The organism is Sphaerisporangium krabiense, assembly GCF_014200435.1.
In the GTDB taxonomy this organism is placed as follows: Bacteria; Actinomycetota; Actinomycetes; order Streptosporangiales; family Streptosporangiaceae; genus Sphaerisporangium; species Sphaerisporangium krabiense.
In genome coordinates this window covers 5,756,624-5,776,295 of the sequence record NZ_JACHBR010000001.1, presented here as the reverse complement: position 1 = coordinate 5,776,295, position 19,672 = coordinate 5,756,624, and the positions used below count along the sequence as shown (strand labels likewise).

The 19,672-nt window shown below is 68.4% G+C and carries 9 protein-coding genes and 2 pseudogenes; 8 read left to right on the top strand and 3 right to left on the bottom strand.

The features are described 5' to 3' along the window. The first annotated feature begins 4 nt into the window (after nt 1-4). The 6 genes and pseudogenes from BJ981_RS25220 (at nt 5) to BJ981_RS25200 (ending at nt 13,262) form a co-directional block, all read left to right on the top strand. Nucleotides 5-1,420, top strand: a complete 1,416-nt coding sequence (locus BJ981_RS25220) for an amidase (protein ID WP_184614363.1) — start codon at nt 5-7, stop codon at nt 1,418-1,420. A 291-nt stretch (nt 1,421-1,711) separates the two neighbouring features. Continuing rightward, complete coding sequence (locus BJ981_RS25215) at nt 1,712-2,236, top strand: snapalysin family zinc-dependent metalloprotease (protein ID WP_184614361.1); 525 nt, start codon at nt 1,712-1,714, stop codon at nt 2,234-2,236. Nucleotides 2,237-2,459: 223 nt separating this feature from the next. Next, nucleotides 2,460-3,321: pseudogene (locus tag BJ981_RS25210) on the top strand (IS701 family transposase). Continuing rightward, the gene (locus BJ981_RS39705; protein WP_375784211.1) at nt 3,321-3,695 is read left to right on the top strand and encodes a hypothetical protein; all 375 of its coding nucleotides are present in this window, start codon (nt 3,321-3,323) and stop codon (nt 3,693-3,695) included. The pseudogene BJ981_RS25210 and the gene BJ981_RS39705 overlap by 1 nt, the downstream one beginning before the upstream one ends. A gap of 761 nt (nt 3,696-4,456) precedes the next feature. Further along, nucleotides 4,457-12,931, top strand: coding sequence for a LamG-like jellyroll fold domain-containing protein (locus BJ981_RS25205; protein ID WP_184614359.1), 8,475 nt, complete (start codon nt 4,457-4,459; stop codon nt 12,929-12,931). Nucleotide 12,932: 1 nt separating this feature from the next. After that, entirely contained in the window at nt 12,933-13,262 is a 330-nt protein-coding gene (locus BJ981_RS25200; protein ID WP_184614357.1) for a hypothetical protein, read from the top strand. A 507-nt stretch (nt 13,263-13,769) separates the two neighbouring features. Here the strand turns inward: BJ981_RS25200 and BJ981_RS39700 are convergent. The 3 genes and pseudogenes from BJ981_RS39700 to BJ981_RS25190 all read right to left on the bottom strand — a co-directional run bounded on the left by BJ981_RS39700 (nt 13,770) and on the right by BJ981_RS25190 (nt 15,680). Next, nucleotides 13,770-14,144 (bottom strand): hypothetical protein, encoded by a 375-nt coding sequence (locus BJ981_RS39700; protein ID WP_239139818.1) that lies wholly within the window; start codon nt 14,142-14,144, stop codon nt 13,770-13,772. Further along, a pseudogene (locus tag BJ981_RS25195) lies at nt 14,144-15,005 on the bottom strand (IS701 family transposase). The gene BJ981_RS39700 and the pseudogene BJ981_RS25195 overlap by 1 nt, the downstream one beginning before the upstream one ends. 156 nt (nt 15,006-15,161) lie before the next feature. Further along, nucleotides 15,162-15,680: a hypothetical protein gene (locus BJ981_RS25190; RefSeq protein ID WP_204070740.1), complete on the bottom strand. Its 519-nt coding sequence runs from the start codon at nt 15,678-15,680 to the stop codon at nt 15,162-15,164. Nucleotides 15,681-15,806: 126 nt separating this feature from the next. Between BJ981_RS25190 and murA the strand changes: the two genes are divergently transcribed. Further along, nucleotides 15,807-17,111 carry a UDP-N-acetylglucosamine 1-carboxyvinyltransferase gene (gene murA / locus BJ981_RS25185; RefSeq protein ID WP_184614353.1) on the top strand — a complete coding sequence of 435 codons (1,305 nt, stop codon included), beginning with the start codon at nt 15,807-15,809 and terminating at the stop codon, nt 17,109-17,111. Nucleotides 17,112-17,163: 52 nt separating this feature from the next. Next, nucleotides 17,164-19,629 carry a transglycosylase domain-containing protein gene (locus tag BJ981_RS25180; RefSeq protein WP_239139765.1) on the top strand — a complete coding sequence of 822 codons (2,466 nt, stop codon included), beginning with the start codon at nt 17,164-17,166 and terminating at the stop codon, nt 19,627-19,629. Nucleotides 19,630-19,672 lie beyond the last annotated feature (43 nt).

The following is a 19,672-nucleotide window of genomic DNA, read 5'->3' as shown; positions in this document are numbered from 1 at the left end:
CGCCATGGGGAGCGAGCTGATCTACCTGCCCGCCACCGAGACGCTCGCGCTGCTGCGCGCCCGCGAGGTGAGCGCGCTGGAGGTCGCCGAGGCGAGCCTGCGGCGCGTCGAGGAGGTCGACGGCCGGGTCAACGCGGTCGTCACCGTGACCGCCGACCTGGCGCTCGCGCAGGCCAGGGCCCTGGACGACGCCATGGCCCGCGGCGAGGAACCCGGCCCCCTGCACGGCCTGCCGATCGCCTACAAGGACCTCACCGACACCGCGGGCGTCCGCACCACCTACGGCTCTCCCCTGTTCGCCGACCATGTGCCCGGCTCCGACGCCCTGGTCGTGCGGCGTGCCAGGGCGGCGGGCGCGGTGACGATCGGCAAGACCAACACGCCCGAGTTCGGCACCGGCTCCCACACCGTCAACGCGGTCTTCGGCGCCACCCGCAACCCCTACGACCTGACGCGCAGCGCGGGCGGCAGCAGCGGAGGCTCCGCCGCCGCCCTGGCCGCCGGCATGGTCGCGCTGGCCGACGGCTCCGACATGGGCGGCTCGCTGCGCAACCCCGCGTCCTTCTGCAACGTCGTCGGCCTGCGCCCCACCCCCGGCCGGGTGCCCGACCACTCCCCCACCGCGGCGTGGTTCACCCTCGGGGTGCCCGGGCCCATGGCCCGCACGGTCGCGGACGCGGCGCTGCTCATGAGCGTGATCTCCGGGTTCGCGCCCACCTCGCCGTTCGCGGTCCGCGAGGACGGCTCCCTGTTCGCCGGGCCGCTGGAATCGGACCTGTCCGGCCTGCGCGTCGCCTACAGCCCCGACCTCGGCGGCCTCCCCGTCGACCCGCGCACCGCGGCCGTCACCGCGCGGGCCCCCGAGGTGCTCGCCGGGCTCGGCGCCCGCGTCGAGCGGGCCGACCTCGACCTGTCCGGCGCCGAGGACGCCTTCCGCGTGCTGCGCGCCTGGCACTACCTGAACGCCTTCGGCGGCCTGCCCGCCGACCAGGTCGGCCCCAACGTCGCCTGGAACGTCGACCAGGGGCGCAGGGTCACCGCCGCCGACCTCGCCCGCGCCGAGCGCCTGCGCAGCCTGCTGTTCCACCGCGCCGCCGCCTTCTTCGACACCTACGACGTGCTCCTCGCCCCGGTCAGCCAGGTGCCGCCGTTCCCGGTCGAGGAGCCGTACGTCACCGAGGTGGCCGGCACGCCCATGCCCGACTACCTGGCCTGGATGCGCTCGGCGTACTGGATCAGCGTGCTGCACGCGCCCGCGGCCTCGGTGCCGTGCGGCTTCACCCCGGAGGGGCTGCCCGTCGGCGTCCAGATCATCGCCAGGCCGTGGGCCGACCTGACCGTGCTGAAGGTCGCGCACGCCTTCGAGCGGGCCACCGGCCACGGCGCCCGCCGCCCGTCGTTGAGCCCTCCCTCAGGCTGAGCCCTTCCCGGGCGGACCCTCGTTCCCGGCCCGGCCGTACCGCTCCCGCCCCGCGTCGCGGAATTTCGCGGTCACGGCGGCCCGCCCCGGACCAGCGCATATAACGCTCACCCGGGCGCCCGCGCGCATAACATTTCCCAGTAACGCCGGTGCTATATCACGTTCCGGCGTTCTCATCACCGCAGGCCAGGCCCTTGAACGGCCTGAAACACCCACGACTTCGGGCTCCTTGACGGCGAAGATGACATATGTCATCCAATTGGGTAACCCCCAGCCCCCCGGAGGACCCCGATGCGAAGAGCTGTGCATTTTCTCGCCATCCTGGCCGTCACCCTCACGTCATTTCTAATCAGCGCCCCCGCCGGCCACGCGAAGTCCCTCGTCACGGTTCTGCGCTATGACGCCAGCCGTGCCCAGGAGTTCCGCACCTACATCGACCAGGCCGCCGCGGTCTGGAATTCCAGCGTCCGCAACGTCAGGCTGGAACCCGGAACGCCCGCGCACTTCGTCGTCTACGCCGACAACGGGTGGCCCCGCACGCTGCCCACCAGCCTCGGCAGGGGAACGATATACATGGGCCGCCAGGCCACCGCAGAAGGGCACAACCCGCTGCGCATCGCCACCCACGAGATCGGCCACATCCTCGGGCTCCCGGACCGGCGCACCGGCCTGTGCACGGACCTGATGTCGGGCGCCAGCGCCGGCACGAGCTGCACCAACCCCAACCCGAACGCGGCGGAGAAGGCGCAGGTCGAGCGCAACTTCACCGGCGGAACCCCGCAGATAACCTTCAACACGCTGCACGTCGACCGCTGACGGAGCCGGACAGACGCTCCCCGCGGCCCGGAGGGTTCCTCGCCCCCGGGCCGCCTGCGGCGTCTAGTACTCCAGTGACACTTCGCGATCTTGAGAGGTCGGGGTCGCATGGCGACGGCCACCGCGTGATCATTCGGAGTTTGTGAGGACAACCAAAGATCGTGCGGTGGCCGCGAGCCGCAGCGTAGACCCTGACGGTTGGACGGTCATCTTCAACGAGCTGATGGCCCGGATCGCTGGCCGGTTCGGCCGCGTCGAACCGCGCCGCGCCGCTGGCGTCTACGTGCGCGGGCTGCTGGCCGACATCGACCGTGAGAACTGCTGGAACCTGGCCGAACACGCCGCCGCCAACGGCCCGCAGACCCTGCAGCGGCTGCTGCGCACCGCCCGCTGGGACGCCGATGCGGTTCGCGATGACGTCCGAGCCTTCGTCGTCGGCCAACTCGGTCCCGACGGCGTGCTCGTCGTCGATGAAACCGGCTTCGTCAAGAAGGGCACACTCGGCAGGTGTGCAACGCCAATACGGCGGCACCGCCGGCCGGATCGAGAACTGCCGGATCGGCGTGTTGCCGGCCTACGCCACCCCAGCCGGGCGGGCGTTGCTGGATCGGCGGCTCTACCTGCCCGAGCACACCTGGCTGGCCGACTCCGACCGGTGTCACGCGGCCGGGGTCCCCGATGAGGTCGGCTTTGCCATCAAGCCCGCCCTGGCCATCCAGATGCTCTTGGCCGCGCTCGAGGCGGGCGTGCAGGCCTTGTGGGTGAGTGGTGATGAGGTCTACGGCCAGGACCCGCGCCTGCGCGCGGCCCTGCAAGAGCGGCGGATGGGCTACGTGCTGGCCATCGCCGGCAACCGGCGCGTCAATCTGGAGAGTGAAGCAGGTGAGCGCGGCCCAGGTCGCAGCGCGAGCCGCGGATCGGCACCGGCACCGCTACAGCGCCGGGGCGGGCGCCCAGGGCCCGCGCTTCTACCTGTGGGCCTGGGCCCGCATCGACGCCGACCAGCCGGCTGGCGATCCGCCGCCATCCGCTCACCGGGGAGCTGGCCTTCTACCGCTGCTACGCGCCCACCCGACAGCCGTTGATGAGCCTGGTGCGAGTAGCGGGGATCCGCTGGGCGGTGGAGGAGTCCTTCCAGGCAGCCAAAGGCCAGGCCGGACTGGATCACTACCAGGTGCACGGCTGGACGCTCTGGCACCGGCACATCACCCTGGCCATGCTCGCCCTGGCTCTGCTGGCTGCCATCGCCGCCGCCCAGCCACCCAACAGCCCAGACCACATCCCGCTGACCCTGCCCAAGATCCGCCGACTGCCGGCCATACTCGTGCCGGCCCGAGACCACTCGATCGCGGACATCCAGCGCTGGTCAGATTGGCGCCGCCATCACCAGGCCACAGCCCGACGCTGCCACTACAGCGCAGATCCGAACCATGATCGCGAAATGTCACTGGAGTACTAGAGGCTAGGGCGACGGCGTGAGCAGGCGGGCGAGGAGAGAACAGGAATAGGGAAGGCGGAGGAGGCGCGGGAGCCTGGACGACGAACGTCCGCTGGCGTCGAGGTTCAGTCCCGGCTCTCAGCAGGTACGGGTGTTCTACGTGGCCTGCGAGGGTGAATCCACTGAACCGGACCATCTACGGCATCTGAACGAGCAGTTCGGGGACAGCGATGGCCAAGGCAGGCAGCCTTTCGTATCCAGCCGCTCTATCGCAGAAACGGGTGGACTCCTTCTGAGGCCGTCGAAGCCGCACGGAAGGCCACCGACGAGGACGAGGCGTCGGCGCGCTCTTCGACCGCGACCGCTGGGAGGACATCCCGCAGGCGGCAAAGGATGCGGCCGAGTCCAGGATCGAGTTCGAAAAGGGGCGGAAGGCCGAGACGGTGGCGAACGCCTGGAGCTTGGTCGCTTAGGCTCCAGAGCATAACGATCGTGCGGCGGCCTGGGCGCCGCAACCACCTGGCTCACAACCTTCGTACTACTGGTGTTGTGATCTAGCTCACTATTGGCAAGGCGATCTTCGCTATTTACTATGCAATTAGTCGCCTCGGGCAACTTTCGCGAGGTCTCTCCGGCGCCGTACTGCGCCTATCCACTTGCTGACCTGCTGACTTCCATGCCTTAAAGAAGGAAGGCGAAAGATGTTCCATGCCCGGATTCAGCGGCGATTACGATCCTGTACCTCATTCTTGATCTTTGTGGCGTTGTTGAGCTCAGGGGCCGTGCTGAGCGACGGGGTGCCCTCGATCGCGTCGGCGGAGGCCGCTGTTGGGTCGATCATGCCGATGTCGACCGCAGGCTTGAAAACACCTGTGCAGGAGATGGGATCCGCGGCCAACCGTCCACACCTTGTGCCCGCCAAGGAGACGACCGCTTCGGGCGGGTCCGCGTCCAAGGCGGGAGGAGAAGGGGGAAAGAGGCCGAAGGGCGCGCTGCCGCTTGAGGTCCGGCATCCGGCCACTCATGAACCTGCCAAGGGCGGGCTGAATCCGCCGCCGTCACCTGCGTGGAGCGTGTCGCCCGCGGGCGGTTCCGCCGCGGTGGCGCGGGAAACCACGGTGTCGGACTGCTACTACCCGGAATGGTCACTGTTCGGGCACTACGGTGCGGGTCAGATCGTCTCGTACTTCAACGTGACCCAGGGCATGACCGAGCCCCACGACTTCAAAGCCTCGCGTGACCCACAAGGGCTGCCGCCGACCACGACAACGGCGTGGCAGGATCTGGGTCCGTGCTATGTGGCCCCCGAGCCCGAGCCGCCAACCTTCGAAATGTTCTGGCCGGGGGACGAGGCGTTCGTCGGGTCGTTGACCCCGACGCTCGGTGCGTGGGCGAGCTCCGCCACAGGCAGGCAGGTCTTGTACTGGTTCCAGGTGTGTTCAGGCCCCTCGGGACCCTCGGGGAGCTGGGATTGGTGCGAGGGCAGCTCGGGCTGGAACGTCACGGGTACCTGGGACATCCCCTCGGGCAACCTTAAGTGGGGAAAAACCTACTGGTGGTCGGTGCAGGCCGAGGACACCTCGAACAGCTTGTCCCACACCTCGGACTGGATGAGCTTCATCCCTCAGCAGGAGCAGCCGTCGATCAACTCTTTGCTGGGCAGCGGCACCGGTGATCGGGAATTCAATCGGGTGGTGGGCAACTATGTCCAGACGGTGACGGACGCCTCGGTGACCACGGTAGGTCCGCCGCTGGCCGTTACGCGGACCTACAACAGCCTGGACCCGCGTATCGAGGGCATGTTCGGCGCTGGCTGGAGCACCCGGTGGGACATGCGGCTGGTGAACGAACCCGACAGCCAGACGGTGCTGGTCACCTATCCGGACGGTCGACAGATGCGGTTCGGTGCCACGGGCGACGGCAGTTACGCGCCGCCGGAAGGTGTCTACGTCACCCTGGCCACGGTCACCGGCGGCGGGTGGCGGCTGATGGACAAGTCCGCTACCTCCTACACGTTCGACGCGCAAGGCCGGGTCACCAGCGTGACCGACAATCGCGGGCGTGCCCAGCAACTCGTGTATGGCTCCGACGGCAGGCTGTCGAAGGTGACGGCCACCGGCGGGCGGTCGCTGTATTTCACCTGGGACGGAGGGCATGCGGTCGGCGTCTCGACCGATCCGGTGAACGGAAGCCCGCTGAGCTGGGCGTACACCTATGACGGGGACAAGCTGGTCAAGGTGTGCGGTCCGGGATCCGCCACCGCCTGCACCGAGTTCACCTACGTCAACGCGTCTCGCTACAGCAGCAGCGTGGAGAACTCGGTTCCCTACAGCTACTGGCGGCTCGATGAGAGCACCGGCTCTCGCGGTTCGAAGCTCGCTGGCGCTCTGGGACGTAGGCTCGGCGAGGACTCCGCGTTCTTCGACGGCGCCCCTGGCACTTACGACGCCACCACTGGGGTTCCAGGAGCGCTCAGCGGTTCGGCCGATACCGCCGTGCGATTCTCGGGTGCTTCGCCCAACAGCTCATATGTCAGGCTCCCCGATTCCGCGATCAGTGGCAGGGGAACGCACTTGACCATAGAGGCGTGGTTCAAGACCACTGGGTCGGGCGTCGTGGTCGGGCAGAACAGCTCCACATCCTCCGGCGAGCCGGAGAATTTCACGCCCGTGATGTACGTAGGGACTGACGGAAAGCTGCGCGCGGAATTCTGGAACGGGCAGATGTCGCCCATCACCTCCGCCTCGGCGGTGAACAACGGCCAGTGGCATCACGTGGCGCTGACAGGCGACGGGGTTAGCCAGACGTTGTTCCTGGACGGAGAGGCCGCAGGTACCCGCATCGGCGCCATCGATCACCGTGACCAGTTCTACACGCGCCTCGGGTCGGGATACACCTCGTCCGCCTGGCCTTCCTCCACCGCATTCACGCGGGTCTTCCCCTTCGCGGGCGACCTAGACGAGGTGGCGATCTACAGTCGGTCGCTGAACGGGGCCGAGATCCGCGCCCACTATCAGGCGGGTGTGGCAGCGCCGCAGATGACCAAGGCCACGCTGCCGTCCGGACGGGTGTGGGCCGAGAACACCTACGCCGCCGACGGCGGGCGCCTGCGGACCCACACCGACTCCCACGGCGGCCTGTGGAAGCTCGGCGTGCCGCAATATATGGCGGACCCGGAGGGTGACCCGCAGGCCACGGTCACGGTGACCGATCCCCACAACGGGACGCTGGTCTCGGTACACGACGCGCTCCGGGACATGCGGATCACCCGCCAGACCGATCAGCTGAACCAGAGCACCACTTACGAGTACGACACCGCTGGCTACCTGGACAAGGTCACCGATCGGAACGGCAACACCACGGAGGTCAGCCACGACGAGCGAGGCAACGAGCTCAGTGTGACCACGTGCCGATCCGTGAACAGTTGCCAGACTTCCTACGCCGCCTTCTACCTGAACATTGCCGACAAGTTTGACCCGCGCAACGATCGGATAATCGCCTATCGTGACGCGCGGTCAGCGAGTAGCACGGACAACACGTACGCGGCCAAGTGGGAGTACACGACGTTCGGGGAGGAGAGCAAAGAGACCGGCCCTGCCACCACAGATTTCCCCAACGGGCGTTCTACCGTCTACGCCTACACCGACGGTTCGGAGCCCGCGACGGGCGGAGGCCTGACGCCGGCCGGTCTGCTCAAGACCGAGACCGACCCCAAGGGTAATCAGCGGACATACGCCTACACGGCCGCTGGAGACCTGGCGCAGGTCACCGAGCCGACCGGCCTGATCACCCAGTACACCTACGACGCCGTGGGGCGCCCGGCCGCCACCACCCAGATCTCCAGCACGCCCGACCCCGATCGTGACTCCGATCCCGACCCGGGAGATCCGGGTCCGGCGGGGCTCGTGGCCGCGTACGGCTTCGAAGCGGGTACCGGGACGGCGATCGACGACGACTCCGGTCAGAACCAGGCGGGCGTCGCCACTGGTACTTCCTGGGTGGCCGCCGGCAAGTTCGGCAAGGCGTTGTCGTTCAACGGCACCTCCTCGTGGGTCACGGTCCCCGATTCCCCTTCACTGCGCCTGACCCAGGGGATGACCCTCATGGCGTGGGTCAAACCGAGCACCCAGGACAGCTGGCGGCAGGTCCTGATGAAGGAGTTCAGCGGCGGGCTGTCCTACGCGCTCTACGCGTCCAACGGGGCGCAGCCCAACGGGTGGTTGGTGAACACCGGCGGGACCGAGGGCAACGTGGACGCTCCTCAGGATCTGCCGGCCAACACCTGGTCGCACCTGGCCCTCTCCTACGACGGCACCAAGCTCCAGCTCTACGTCAACGGCAACAAGGTCGCCGAATCCGCCTTCTCCGGGACACTGCGCGCTGACGGCGGGCCGCTGCGGATCGGCGGCAACAGCGTCTGGGGCGAATACTTCGCCGGGGCGATCGACGAGGTGCGCGTCTACAACCGGGCGCTGTCGGCGAGTGAGATCCAGTCCGACAAGGACACCCCGGTGGCCAGCACCGCTCAGCCGGCGGCCGTCGCGACGGCGGCCACGACCACGACGACCATGTACGTCTACGACGCCATGGGCCGTATCGCCAGTGAGACGGGTTCGGGGGTGAAGAACCGGGTCAGCGGGGTCACGCACACCGCTGAGCTGCGCAATACCTACGATGCCGACGGTAACGTGCTCATCACCACCGTGGCCGACCTCACCGGCGGCGACCCCGACCGGGCGACCACCTACGAATATGACACCTACGGGCGCGTGCAGAAGGTGACCGGACCCGAAGGGGCGACCTCCCTGCGGGCGTACGACCATCTGGGTCGGCTGGTCAGCACGACCGACGCGCGAGGAACCCGGTTCGACTACGGATATACGACGCGTGGTGAGTCCGCCATCGTCACACTGAAAGCCTGGACCGGCAGCCCCACCAGCCCCGAAACAGCGCACGACGTCGTGGTGCGCTCCTACGCCTACGACCCAGGCGGGCGCCTGGCGTCCGAGACCGACGCGCTGGGCCGGACGACACGATATACCTACAACGGTGACGACACCCTCGCTGAGGAGGTGGCCAGTCAGGTCAAGCTCAACGCCTCGACGACACCGGTCGACGTGGTGATGACCTCGACGAACTACGACGCCGCGGGCAACCTCACCAAGGAGATCACCGGAGGCGGAAAGACCAGGACCGACAGCGTCTACGACGCCGCGGGACGCCTGACCTCCACGACCGTGGACCCGGCCGGGCTGGCCAGGAAGACCAGCTACACCTACGACGCCGACGACAACGTCATCCAGGCGAAATGGCAGGCCGCGGGCAGCACGCGGACCGAACTGGAGTCCTACGGTTACGACGCCGGTGACCGGCTCATCGAGCGGACCACCGAGAACGGCGCTATCGACCTGAAGACCTCCTGGACGGTGGACGACCGCGGCCTGGTCATCGAGGAGACCGATCCGCGCGGCAACCTTCCCGGCGCCGACCGGATGGACTACACGACCCTCATCAGCTACGACGCGCTCGGCAGGAGGGTAGAGGTTCAGACGCCGCCGGTGAAGGTGGAGCACGGCGGCTCACCCGCGATCACCCAGCGCCCCACGTCCCAGATGGGCTATGACACATCGGGAGAGCTGACCCATCAGGTCAGCCCGGAGAACCACATCAGCGTGGTCGCCTTCGACAAGGCGGGCAGGATGACCTCGATCACCGGCGCATCGTACACGCCTCCCGGTGGCGCGGCCGTCACACCCAAGGTCGTGTTCGGCTACGACTCGGCGGGTCAGGTCGTGTCGGCGGCCGATCCGCGAGGCAACGTCACCAACGCCACCTACGACGCGCTGGGGCGGATGGTGCGCGTCACCGATGCCGCTGCCGCCGATGAAGCCCCCCGGGGCACCTGGGACTACAGCTACACCCTGACCGGCGAGGTGCTCTCGTCCACCGATCCGACGGGATCGCGCGCCGAGGCCACCTACGACGGACTCCGCCGCCAGGTCACCTCGACACAGCTCGAACGCAAGCCCACGGCCGTCGCGCTGACGACGACCGCCGAGTACGACACCGCCGGAAACCTACTGACCGTCAAACTGCCGGCGGGAAACCGCAGCCAGACGGCCTACAACCCCATGGGCGAGCCCACCTCGCAGACCGACGCGCTCGGACACTCCAGGACCTTCGGCTACGACCTGGCCGGACGGACAGCCAAGGTCACCGACGCGCTCGGAAACGCCACCACCTCCGAGTACGACCTGGCCGGGCGCGAGACCGTCGTCAAGGACCTCAATTCCTCCGGCACCGTTCTGCGCACCTACGGCTTCGACTACGACGGCGCGGGCAACCTCATCACGGAGACCAGCCCCGAGGGTCACATCACCCGCCGGTCCTTCGACGGCGCCGATCGACTCACCCAGCTGATCGAGCCCGTGTCGGTCACCAAGAGCATCACCACGTCCTTCGGTTACGACGCCGAAGGAAAGCTCACCCGCACCACCGACGGGCGCGGCAACTCCTTCCTGGCCACGTACAACACGATGGGCTTGCCGGAGAGCCGGATCGAGCCCTCCACTCAGGCCCATCCCAACCTGCAGGACCGCACCTCGACCAGCGTCTATGACGCGGCGGGCAACCTCGTCAGCCTGCTGCGGCCGGGCGGCGTCCGGGTCGACAACACCTACGATCACCTCAACCGGCTGGTGAGCGAGCAGGGCACCGGTGCGGAGGCCTCCACCCAGGCCAAGACCTTCACCTGGGACCTGGCCGACCGGCCCACCGGCGCTGGCAATCTCGTCTTCGACTTCAACGACCGTGGCCTGCTGCTGACGACCGCCAAGCAGGGCACGCCGGGTACGTTGTCGTCCTTCGGCTACGACGCCGACGACCGCCTGGTCCAGCGCACCGACGCGGCCGGCTCCGCCTCCTTCACCTGGGACGACGCCAACCGGCTGAAGACCTTCAGCGATCCGGTGACCTCAACCACGCTGACCTACGGCTACGATGCCGGTGACCGGCTCACCGGCATCGACTACGGCGCCGGAGGGCCTAAGCGCACCTACACCTACGACCCGATGAACCGGCTCACCGGCGACACGCTGAAGTCCTCGTCCAACGCCACACTCGCCTCGATCACCTACGGCTACGACCGTGACGACAACCTCACCACCAAGACGACCACAGGTACGGCCGGCGCGGGGATCAACACCTACACCTACGACTGGAGCAACCGGCTGACCTCCTGGACCGCCCCCGGCGGGGCCGTCACCGACTACGCCTGGGACGATTCGGGGAACCGCGTCAAGGCGGGATCCCAGACCTTCACCTACGACGAACGCAACAGGCTGCTGACCGGTGGCGGATCCACTTACACCTACACGGCGCGAGGCACCCTGCAGAGCAAGACCACCAGCGGGGTGACCAAGAATCTCCAGTTCGACGCCTTCGACCGGATGTTCAGCGACGGGCAGGCGACCTACACCTACGACGCCCTGGACCGGGTCACAGGCCGCACCCAAGGTACTGCGGTCAGCCGCTTCCTCTACGCCGATCTGGGCAATGACGTCGTCGCGACGACCGACGCCGCCGGCGTCAGGCAGGCGACCTACGGCAGAGGCGTCAACGGTGAGCCCGTCAGCGTCTCGGACGGCACCGGCCCGCGCTACGCACTGACCGACCTGCACGGGGACGTCATCGGCACCTTCCAGGGCGCCGGGAACACGTTGAGCGATTCGGTCGCCTACAACCCGTTCGGCGAGGAGATCGCCCGGAACGGCACCCGGCACGATTTGGGATACCAGGGCGAATGGACCGACCCGGACTCCGGGAAGGTGAACATGCTCAGCCGCTGGTACGAGCCCGGTACTGGCGCCTTCACCAGCCGCGACGGCTGGAACCTCTTTCCGGACCCGTCCATTCAGCAGAACGCTTACGTCTACGGCAACGCCAACCCCATGACGACCATCGACCCGTCCGGTCACGTCGGGTTGCAGCCGACAAGCGCAGACGACGGGTGGCCGAGTGACCCTGACGACGTGGCGACCGTCATCGTCATGCCGCCGCGGTACGAGAGGTATCCCGAAACATATGACCCGCCAGCCAAGAAATCCCCGAAGGGTGGAGGGAAGGACGGCAAGGGCGGTAAGGGCGGCAGCGGCGGCAAGGGCGGGAGCGGCGGCAAGGGCGGCAGCGGGAGCGGCGGCAAGGGCGGCAGCGGGAGCGGCGGCGGCCAGAGCGGCGGCAACCGCTCCAGCGGGAACGGCTCGCCGACCACCAAGTGCACGAAGAACTGCACCAGTTCCTGCCTCAAGAACTGCCACGGCACGTGCAAACAGAACTGCACCAGCAGATGCGTTAAGAACTGCGTGAGCACGTGCGTCAAGAACTGCCACGGAAGCTGTATAAAGAACTGCTCGGGAAGCAGGTGCACCAAGAACTGCTCTGGAATGGGTCCGAGCGGCAAGGGCGGGGGAACTAATTGCAAAAAGAACTGCGGTGGTGGTCAGTCTTGTAAAAAGAACTGCGGAAACCAGCCGTGTAAGAAAGGCTGCAAACAGGATGACGGCGGTGGGGGTGCCAGCGGCAATGGGAATGAATATGTCGAATGTGATTGCGTGGAAGTCGTCGTGCCGACCACGCGTGTACCGCAGGCTTCGCCCACTCCGGTCCAGCCGCGCAGCGATACCGTCACGCAGAACTCACCGAGCCTGCCGCCCACAGAGGGGTGGGGGTACGATCCCTCGCAGAACTACGGCGGCGGAAACTTCGGAGGCGACGGCCCCGGCTTCGTGGACTGCATGCTCCACACCTGTGCAGAGGGGGCGTGGAAGGACAATTGGTCTTTCATTGGTGACACGGTGGGGCGCCTGGGCCTCGTCGGAGGGATGGAGTATGGCGGCCCCGCGGCGCCGATGGGGCGCGAACCGGTCCCCAATCTGGGCCCCAACTGGAGGCCTCGGCCGGTCTCCGAGATCTGCAGGAGCAGCGGTTGCGAGGAGGTCGCTAAGGAGATACAGAGGATACTCGGCGGAACACGTCATCGCATAACCGACCGATACAATGCTCCATATCTCCCCAAGTATCGAGAACAGGATACCTTCTGGGGCCACCATGACGTCCTGGTCAAGGACAATCGCGTCTACGATGCCTGGACAGGCCCCAAAGGTGAATCAATGGAAGAGTATCGAAACCACTGGCAATATAAGGAGGACCTCGTTTTCACGCCTATTTCACCGGAACTACCCCCGATGAAACTCATGTGACATGGACATCGATCTTCAGTACAGACTGAGAGACGCGCGGCGTCGTCCCACCTCCTACGGTATGAGGACCTTCGATGAGGCCGCAGCGTTCCTGATCGGTGCGGATATGGCCACCGATTGGACCTTGCTGCATGGCTTCCAGGAATGGGTGGCCGAGCTATGGGGCAGCCAGCGCAATCTCGCGTGGCCTCTTATCGCGGCCAGGCTGCTCGACGCGCGCAGGGCCGGGTCAGGGCAGGCGGGCGACGCTGAATGGAGCGAGGAGGACAGGATTCGGGCGCTGTTCGATCTTGTCGAGGAATTCTTCGTGGAGAGCTCCAAGGATCCCTAGGAACCTCCAAGGGTGGGATCACCTGAACAAACCTAAACCAGCCTTAATGAACAGGTGTGCCGCCGCCTCGAAGAGAGACGGCGGCACACTCTGGTTACAGGGACGCGCATGGACGCAACTTATGTCCAGACTGGCCGAGGAGTTGCAAACGCGCGATGCCGTACGGAGTGACTGGTCGTCGGGCTGACGAATCCCTCTGCGGTCTATCGACCAGTTCCTCCGGCCGAGACAGGCTGTACTCGAGTGAAGCCGTCGTTTCCTCGGTGGAGCCCGCTTGTCGCCATTGCTGCCGCGAGATAGTCAGCGATCTGGATCTCCTCAGGCTGTAAATCGTCCGGATTGCGACACACCGGTGCCAGCTCCTCGAAGAGTAAGCGCTGGCCAACCGTCGCCCAATGCTCACCCGTAAGTTCTTACTGGGACAAGGTGAGCGCTACCTCCCTCGGGATCCATGGGGTGCTGTGGACCGTCCTGGGACTGGGCTACGGCGCGCTCACCGAACGCGCCCTAGTACTCCAGTGACATTTCGCGATCATGGTTCGGATCTGCGCTGTAGTGGCAGCGTCGGGCTGTGGCCTGGTGATGGCGGCGCCAATCTGACCAGCGCAGGATGTCCGCGATCGAGTGGTCTCGGGCCGGCACGAGTATGGCCGGCAGTCGGCGGATCTTGGGCAGGGTCAGCGGGATGTGGTCTGGGCTGTTGGGTGGCTGGGCGGCGGCGATGGCAGCCAGCAGAGCCAGGGCGAGCATGGCCAGGGTGATGTGCCGGTGCCAGAGCGTCCAGCCGTGCACCTGGTAGTGATCCAGTCCGGCCTGGCCTTTGGCTGCCTGGAAGGACTCCTCCACCGCCCAGCGGATCCCCGCTACTCGCACCAGGCTCATCAACGGCTGTCGGGTGGGCGCGTAGCAGCGGTAGAAGGCCAGCTCCCCGGTGAGCGGATGGCGGCGGATCGCCAGCCGGCTGGTCGGCGTCGATGCGGGCCCAGGCCCACAGGTAGAAGCGCGGGCCCTGGGCGCCCGCCCCGGCGCTGTAGCGGTGCCGGTGCCGATCCGCGGCTCGCGCTGCGACCTGGGCCGCGCTCACCTGCTTCACTCTCCAGATTGACGCGCCGGTTGCCGGCGATGGCCAGCACGTAGCCCATCCGCCGCTCTTGCAGGGCCGCGCGCAGGCGCGGGTCCTGGCCGTAGACCTCATCACCACTCACCCACAAGGCCTGCACGCCCGCCTCGAGCGCGGCCAAGAGCATCTGGATGGCCAGGGCGGGCTTGATGGCAAAGCCGACCTCATCGGGGACCCCGGCCGCGTGACACCGGTCGGAGTCGGCCAGCCAGGTGTGCTCGGGCAGGTAGAGCCGCCGATCCAGCAACGCCCGCCCGGCTGGGGTGGCGTAGGCCGGCAACACGCCGATCCGGCAGTTCTCGATCCGGCCGGCGGTGCCGCCGTATTGGCGTTGCACACCTGCCGAGTGTGCCCTTCTTGACGAAGCCGGTTTCATCGACGACGAGCACGCCGTCGGGACCGAGTTGGCCGACGACGAAGGCTCGGACGTCATCGCGAACCGCATCGGCGTCCCAGCGGGCGGTGCGCAGCAGCCGCTGCAGGGTCTGCGGGCCGTTGGCGGCGGCGTGTTCGGCCAGGTTCCAGCAGTTCTCACGGTCGATGTCGGCCAGCAGCCCGCGCACGTAGACGCCAGCGGCGCGGCGCGGTTCGACGCGGCCGAACCGGCCAGCGATCCGGGCCATCAGCTCGTTGAAGATGACCGTCCAACCGTCAGGGTCTACGCTGCGGCTCGCGGCCACCGCACGATCTTTGGTTGTCCTCACAAACTCCGAATGATCACGCGGTGGCCGTCGCCATGCGACCCCGACCTCTCAAGATCGCGAAGTGTCACTGGAGTACTACGAGTCCAGCGTGCCCGGCTCCCCCGCGTACGGCTTGCGGAGGGGCGATTCGCGGTAGCCGTCCACGGACTCGACGATGCCGAAGACCGCGACCGCGACCAGCGGCCAGGCCAGCAGCACGCCGTTGGCGTTGACGGTGAGCACGTCGACCCGGGAGCCGATCGCCGCCGCGCCGGCGGCGGCCGCGCGGATGGTGGAGTCGCCGAGCGACATGCCGACGCTGAGCGTCAGGAACCCGGCGAGCAGCCCGCCCACGGCCAGCCCCGCCAGCATCGCGACCGGGCGCCCCTTACGGGCGACCAGGTAGGCGACGATGCCGCAGGCCAGCCCGCCCACGCCGGTGACCACGGCGAACCAGCCGTCGGCGGCGATCAGCGACTGGGTGGTGGGATCGGTGAGCTGGGGACCCGTCCGGGTGATCAGATACGGGGTGCGGGGGGCGAGGGCCGACCACGTGAACCCCGCGACCACCCCCAGGACGACGAGGACGCCCACGGTCGCTCCGAAATCGCGCACATGCCGCACCGGATCACTCCGTCCTGTCACGCGCCCCCGCACCAGCGTGCGGATCCGCATATGTTACCCACGTGAGCGCGCCCGCGTACCTTCGGCCACGCGCGCCGCATGGTTAGGCTGTCCCCCGTGAGCGAAGAGGTATGGCTGATCGACCCGAGCGGGCCCCTGCGCGGGGACGTCGAGGTACGCGGCTCGAAGAACGCGGTGTCCAAGCACATGGTCGCGGCCATGCTGGGCATCGGGCCGAGCACGTTGCACAACGCCCCCGAGGTGGGCGAGGTCGGCATCACGGCCGCGATGCTCTCGGCCCTCGGCATCGAGGTCGACATCACCCAGCGTGAGATCACCCTGGAGCGCGGCCCCGAGATCCGTCCCCGCGTGCCCGAGGCCTTCACCGGCCTCAACCGCATCCCGATCCTGATGCTCGGCCCGCTGCTGCACCTGGCGGGCGAGGCGTACGTCCCGCTGGTCGGCGGCGACCCGATCGGGCGGCGGCCGGTGAACTTCCACGTCGAGGCGCTGCGCGCGCTCGGCGCGGAGATCGAGGTGCGCGACACGGGCATATTCGCCAAGGCGACCCGGCTGCGCGGCGCCCGCATCGAGCTGCCCTACCCCAGCGTCGGCGCCACCGAGACGATCCTGCTGTCGGCGGTGCTCGCCGAGGGCAAGACGGTGATCAAGGGGGCGGCCACCGAGCCCGAGGTGGTCGAGCTGGCGCTGTTCCTGCAGCGCATGGGCGCGCGCATCGAGCTCAGCCCGGACCGCCGCATCGTCATCGAGGGCGTCGAGCGGCTGCGCGGCGCCTCGACGTGGCTCGCGGGCGACCGCATCGAGGCGTTCTCCTACCTGGTGGCGGGCCTGATCACCGGCGGCGAGGTGCGGGTGCACGGCTGCCCGCAGGACCGTCTGGTGACCGCGATCACCACCCTGGCCCGCATGGGGGCCCAGTTCGACATCACCGACGAGTGGCTGACCGCCTCCGCGCCGCACGGCCTGCGCGCCGCCGCCGTGCAGACCGACACCCACCCGGGGTTCATGACCGACTGGCAGACCCCGCTGATGGTGCTGTTCACCCAGGCCGAGGGCATGTCGGTGCTGCACGAGACCGTCTTCGAGAACCGCCTGGTGTACGTGCCGGCGCTGCAGAAGATGGGCTGCGAGATCGAGACGTTCGACGTGTGCCTCGGCGGGCCCGCGTGCCGCTACCACGACACCAACGCCAAGCACTCGGCGGTCGTGCGCGGGGTGTCCAAGCTGCGCGGCGCCGACGTCACGCTGCCCGACATCCGGGCCGGGTTCTCGGCCGTCCTCGCCGCCGCGGTGGCCGAGGGCACCTCCACGCTGCGCGGGGTGAACCACATCGAGCGTGGCTACCATCGCGTTTTCGACCAGTTCACCTCACTTGGGTTGAAGATCAGCCGGGGAGCGTAAAGGTTCCGCGGGGGGCGTTTGCGGACGTTCCTCCTGTGAGCACCTTTATCACGTGACCTCGGGATCCGACCGCCGCACCGCGGCGGGTGGCGAGCCCGCACGGCTCCGGTGGCCGGGGCCGTCGGTGCCGCTCGCCATCGCCACGCTCGGCCTGGCGGGCGTGGTCGGCGGGCTGCTCGTGGCGGCCATCGCGCTCCCGGCCGTGGGCGGGGCGGGCGTCCTGACCCGGGACGCCGCGCACGACTTCTTCGAGGTGCCCACCATGCTGCGCGAGCTGCCCCTGCCGGAGCGGACCCGGCTGCTGGACAAGAACGGCCGGCAGTTCGCGCAGTTCTACGTCCAGAACCGGCAGTCGGTCGACCTCGCGGCGATCACCCCGATGATGCGCAAGGCGATCGTCGCCATCGAGGACGCGCGGTTCTACGAGCACGCGGGGCTCGACGTCAAGGGCACGCTGCGCGCGCTGGTGACCAACGCCAGGGCGGGCAGCATCCGGCAGGGCGGATCGTCGCTGACCCAGCAGCTCGTCAAGAACATCCTGCTGCAGAACGCCCGCTCCGAGGGCGAGCGCGACCTCGCCCGCGCGCCGAGCATCCGCCGGAAGATCCAGGAGCTGCGCTACGCCATGGGCCTGGAGCGCAAGTACACCAAGGACCAGATCCTGCTGCGCTACCTCAACATCGCCTACTTCGGCGGCGGCGCGTTCGGCGTGGAGGCCGCGGCGCGGCGGTTCTTCGGCGTGCCGGCCTCCGCGCTGACCCTCGCCCAGGCCGCCACCCTCGCCGGGGCCGTGCGCACACCGTTCGTCACCGACCCCACGCTCGGCCCCGAGCACCAGGCCGAGCTGCTGACGCGCCGCAACCTCGTCCTGGACCGCATGTCCCAGCTGCGCATGGCGCCGCGCGCCGAGGCCGAGGCCGCCAAGGCCGGGCCGCTCGCGCTGAACCTGCGGGCCGAACCGGGCGGGTGCTCCGAGAGCGACTACCCGTACTTCTGCCTCTACGTGCAGAAGGACATCGTCAACAACGCCGCGTTCGGGCGGACCCGGGCCGAGCGGGAGCGCCGCCTGTACCGCGACGGGCTGGTCATCAAGACGACGCTCGACCCCGTCGTGCAGCGGGCCGCCGAGCGGGCCCTCGCCGCCCACGTGAGCCCCAAGGACCACCAGGTGGCCGCCGAGGCCATGGTGGAGCCCGGCACCGGCAGGATCCGGGCCCTCGCCGCGAGCAAGAAGTACGGCGTCAACCCCGGCGACGACGGGCCGAAGACGACCTACAACCTGGCCGCGGACATGGCGCACGGCGGCGGGCAGGGCTTCCAGGCCGGGTCGACGTTCAAGGTGTTCACGCTGGCCACCGCCCTGGCCAAGGGCTGGAGGTTCGACCAGGGCTTCGACACGCCCGGCAGCTTCGTGCCGTCCTCGGGGTACAAGGACTGCTCCGGCAAACGGGTCAACGCGCCCGGCACGGTGATCCACAACGCGGGCGGCGAGGGCAAGGGCGGCCCGCACAGCCTGGCCACCGGCACCTGGCAGTCGGTGAACATCTTCTACATGATGCTGGAGCGCGAGGTCGGCCTGTGCGACGTCGTGAAGACCGCCCGCGCGCTCGGCGTGGTCCGCGCCGACGGCAAGCCGCTCAAAGAGGTGCCCACCTTCACGCTCGGCGTCAACGAGATGGACCCTGTGACGGTGGCGGGCGCGTTCGCCGCGTTCGGCGCGCGCGGCCGGTACTGCCGCCCGATGGCCATCCTGGAGATCGCCGACCGGCGCGGCCGGCGCACCACCGTCGCCCCGAGCTGCTCGCCCGCCCTCGACGAGGAGGTCGCCGACGCCGTCAACCACATCCTGTCCGGGGTCTTCACCCGCGGCACGATGAAGGGCCAGGGCATCGGCCGCCCCGCCGCCGGCAAGACCGGCACCAACAACGACTACACCTCGGCCTGGTTCGCCGGCTACACCCCCGACCTGGCCGCCGCCGTCAGCCTGGGCGACATCCGCGGCGCCTACAAACACCCGCTGACCGGCGTGGAGATCGGCGGCCGCTCCTACGGCGGCGTCCAGGGCGCCACCCTCCCCGGCCCCATCTGGGTCCACTCCATGGACAACGCCCTCCGCGACACCCCCGCCACCCCCTTCCACGCCCCCAACACCTCCCGCTTCGGCGGCGGCACCACCCCCGGCCTAAAACCCGAGGACCTGGAAACCACCGACCCCCGCAAACGCCGCGACGGCGAGGACCCCCGCAGCGGCCCTGACGACCACGGCGATCCCGGCCGGTACGCGGATGGCCCGTTCGCCGAGGAGGACCGCGGCCACCGCCCCCGCCCCCACTGGAGGCGATCCTCCATCGACCCCTACCGCTATCTGTGGGACCCCTACCACGATCCCGGCCACCGCCGCCCGTGGTACCTGGACGACGACCTAGACAGCCTGGCCGGCGCCCCCAGGCACCCGTGGAACCATTCGACGACCCATCACCCCGACCCGCCCTGGACCACCCGCCGCCACGACGACTGACAGCGCGTCACACGCTCCGAGCCCCGGCATCGAAATCGGAAGG

Bases quoted from the DNA above. Each gene is read 5' to 3' on its own strand.
- BJ981_RS39705 (WP_375784211.1), top strand. From the start codon at position 3,321: ATGAGCCTGGTGCGAGTAGCGGGGATCCGCTGGGCGGTGGAGGAGTCC.
- BJ981_RS25200 (WP_184614357.1), top strand. From the start codon at position 12,933: ATGGACATCGATCTTCAGTACAGACTGAGAGACGCGCGGCGTCGTCCC.
- BJ981_RS25220 (WP_184614363.1), top strand. From the start codon at position 5: ATGGGGAGCGAGCTGATCTACCTGCCCGCCACCGAGACGCTCGCGCTG.
- BJ981_RS25215 (WP_184614361.1), top strand. From the start codon at position 1,712: ATGCGAAGAGCTGTGCATTTTCTCGCCATCCTGGCCGTCACCCTCACG.
- BJ981_RS39700 (WP_239139818.1), bottom strand. From the start codon at position 14,144: ATGAGCCTGGTGCGAGTAGCGGGGATCCGCTGGGCGGTGGAGGAGTCC.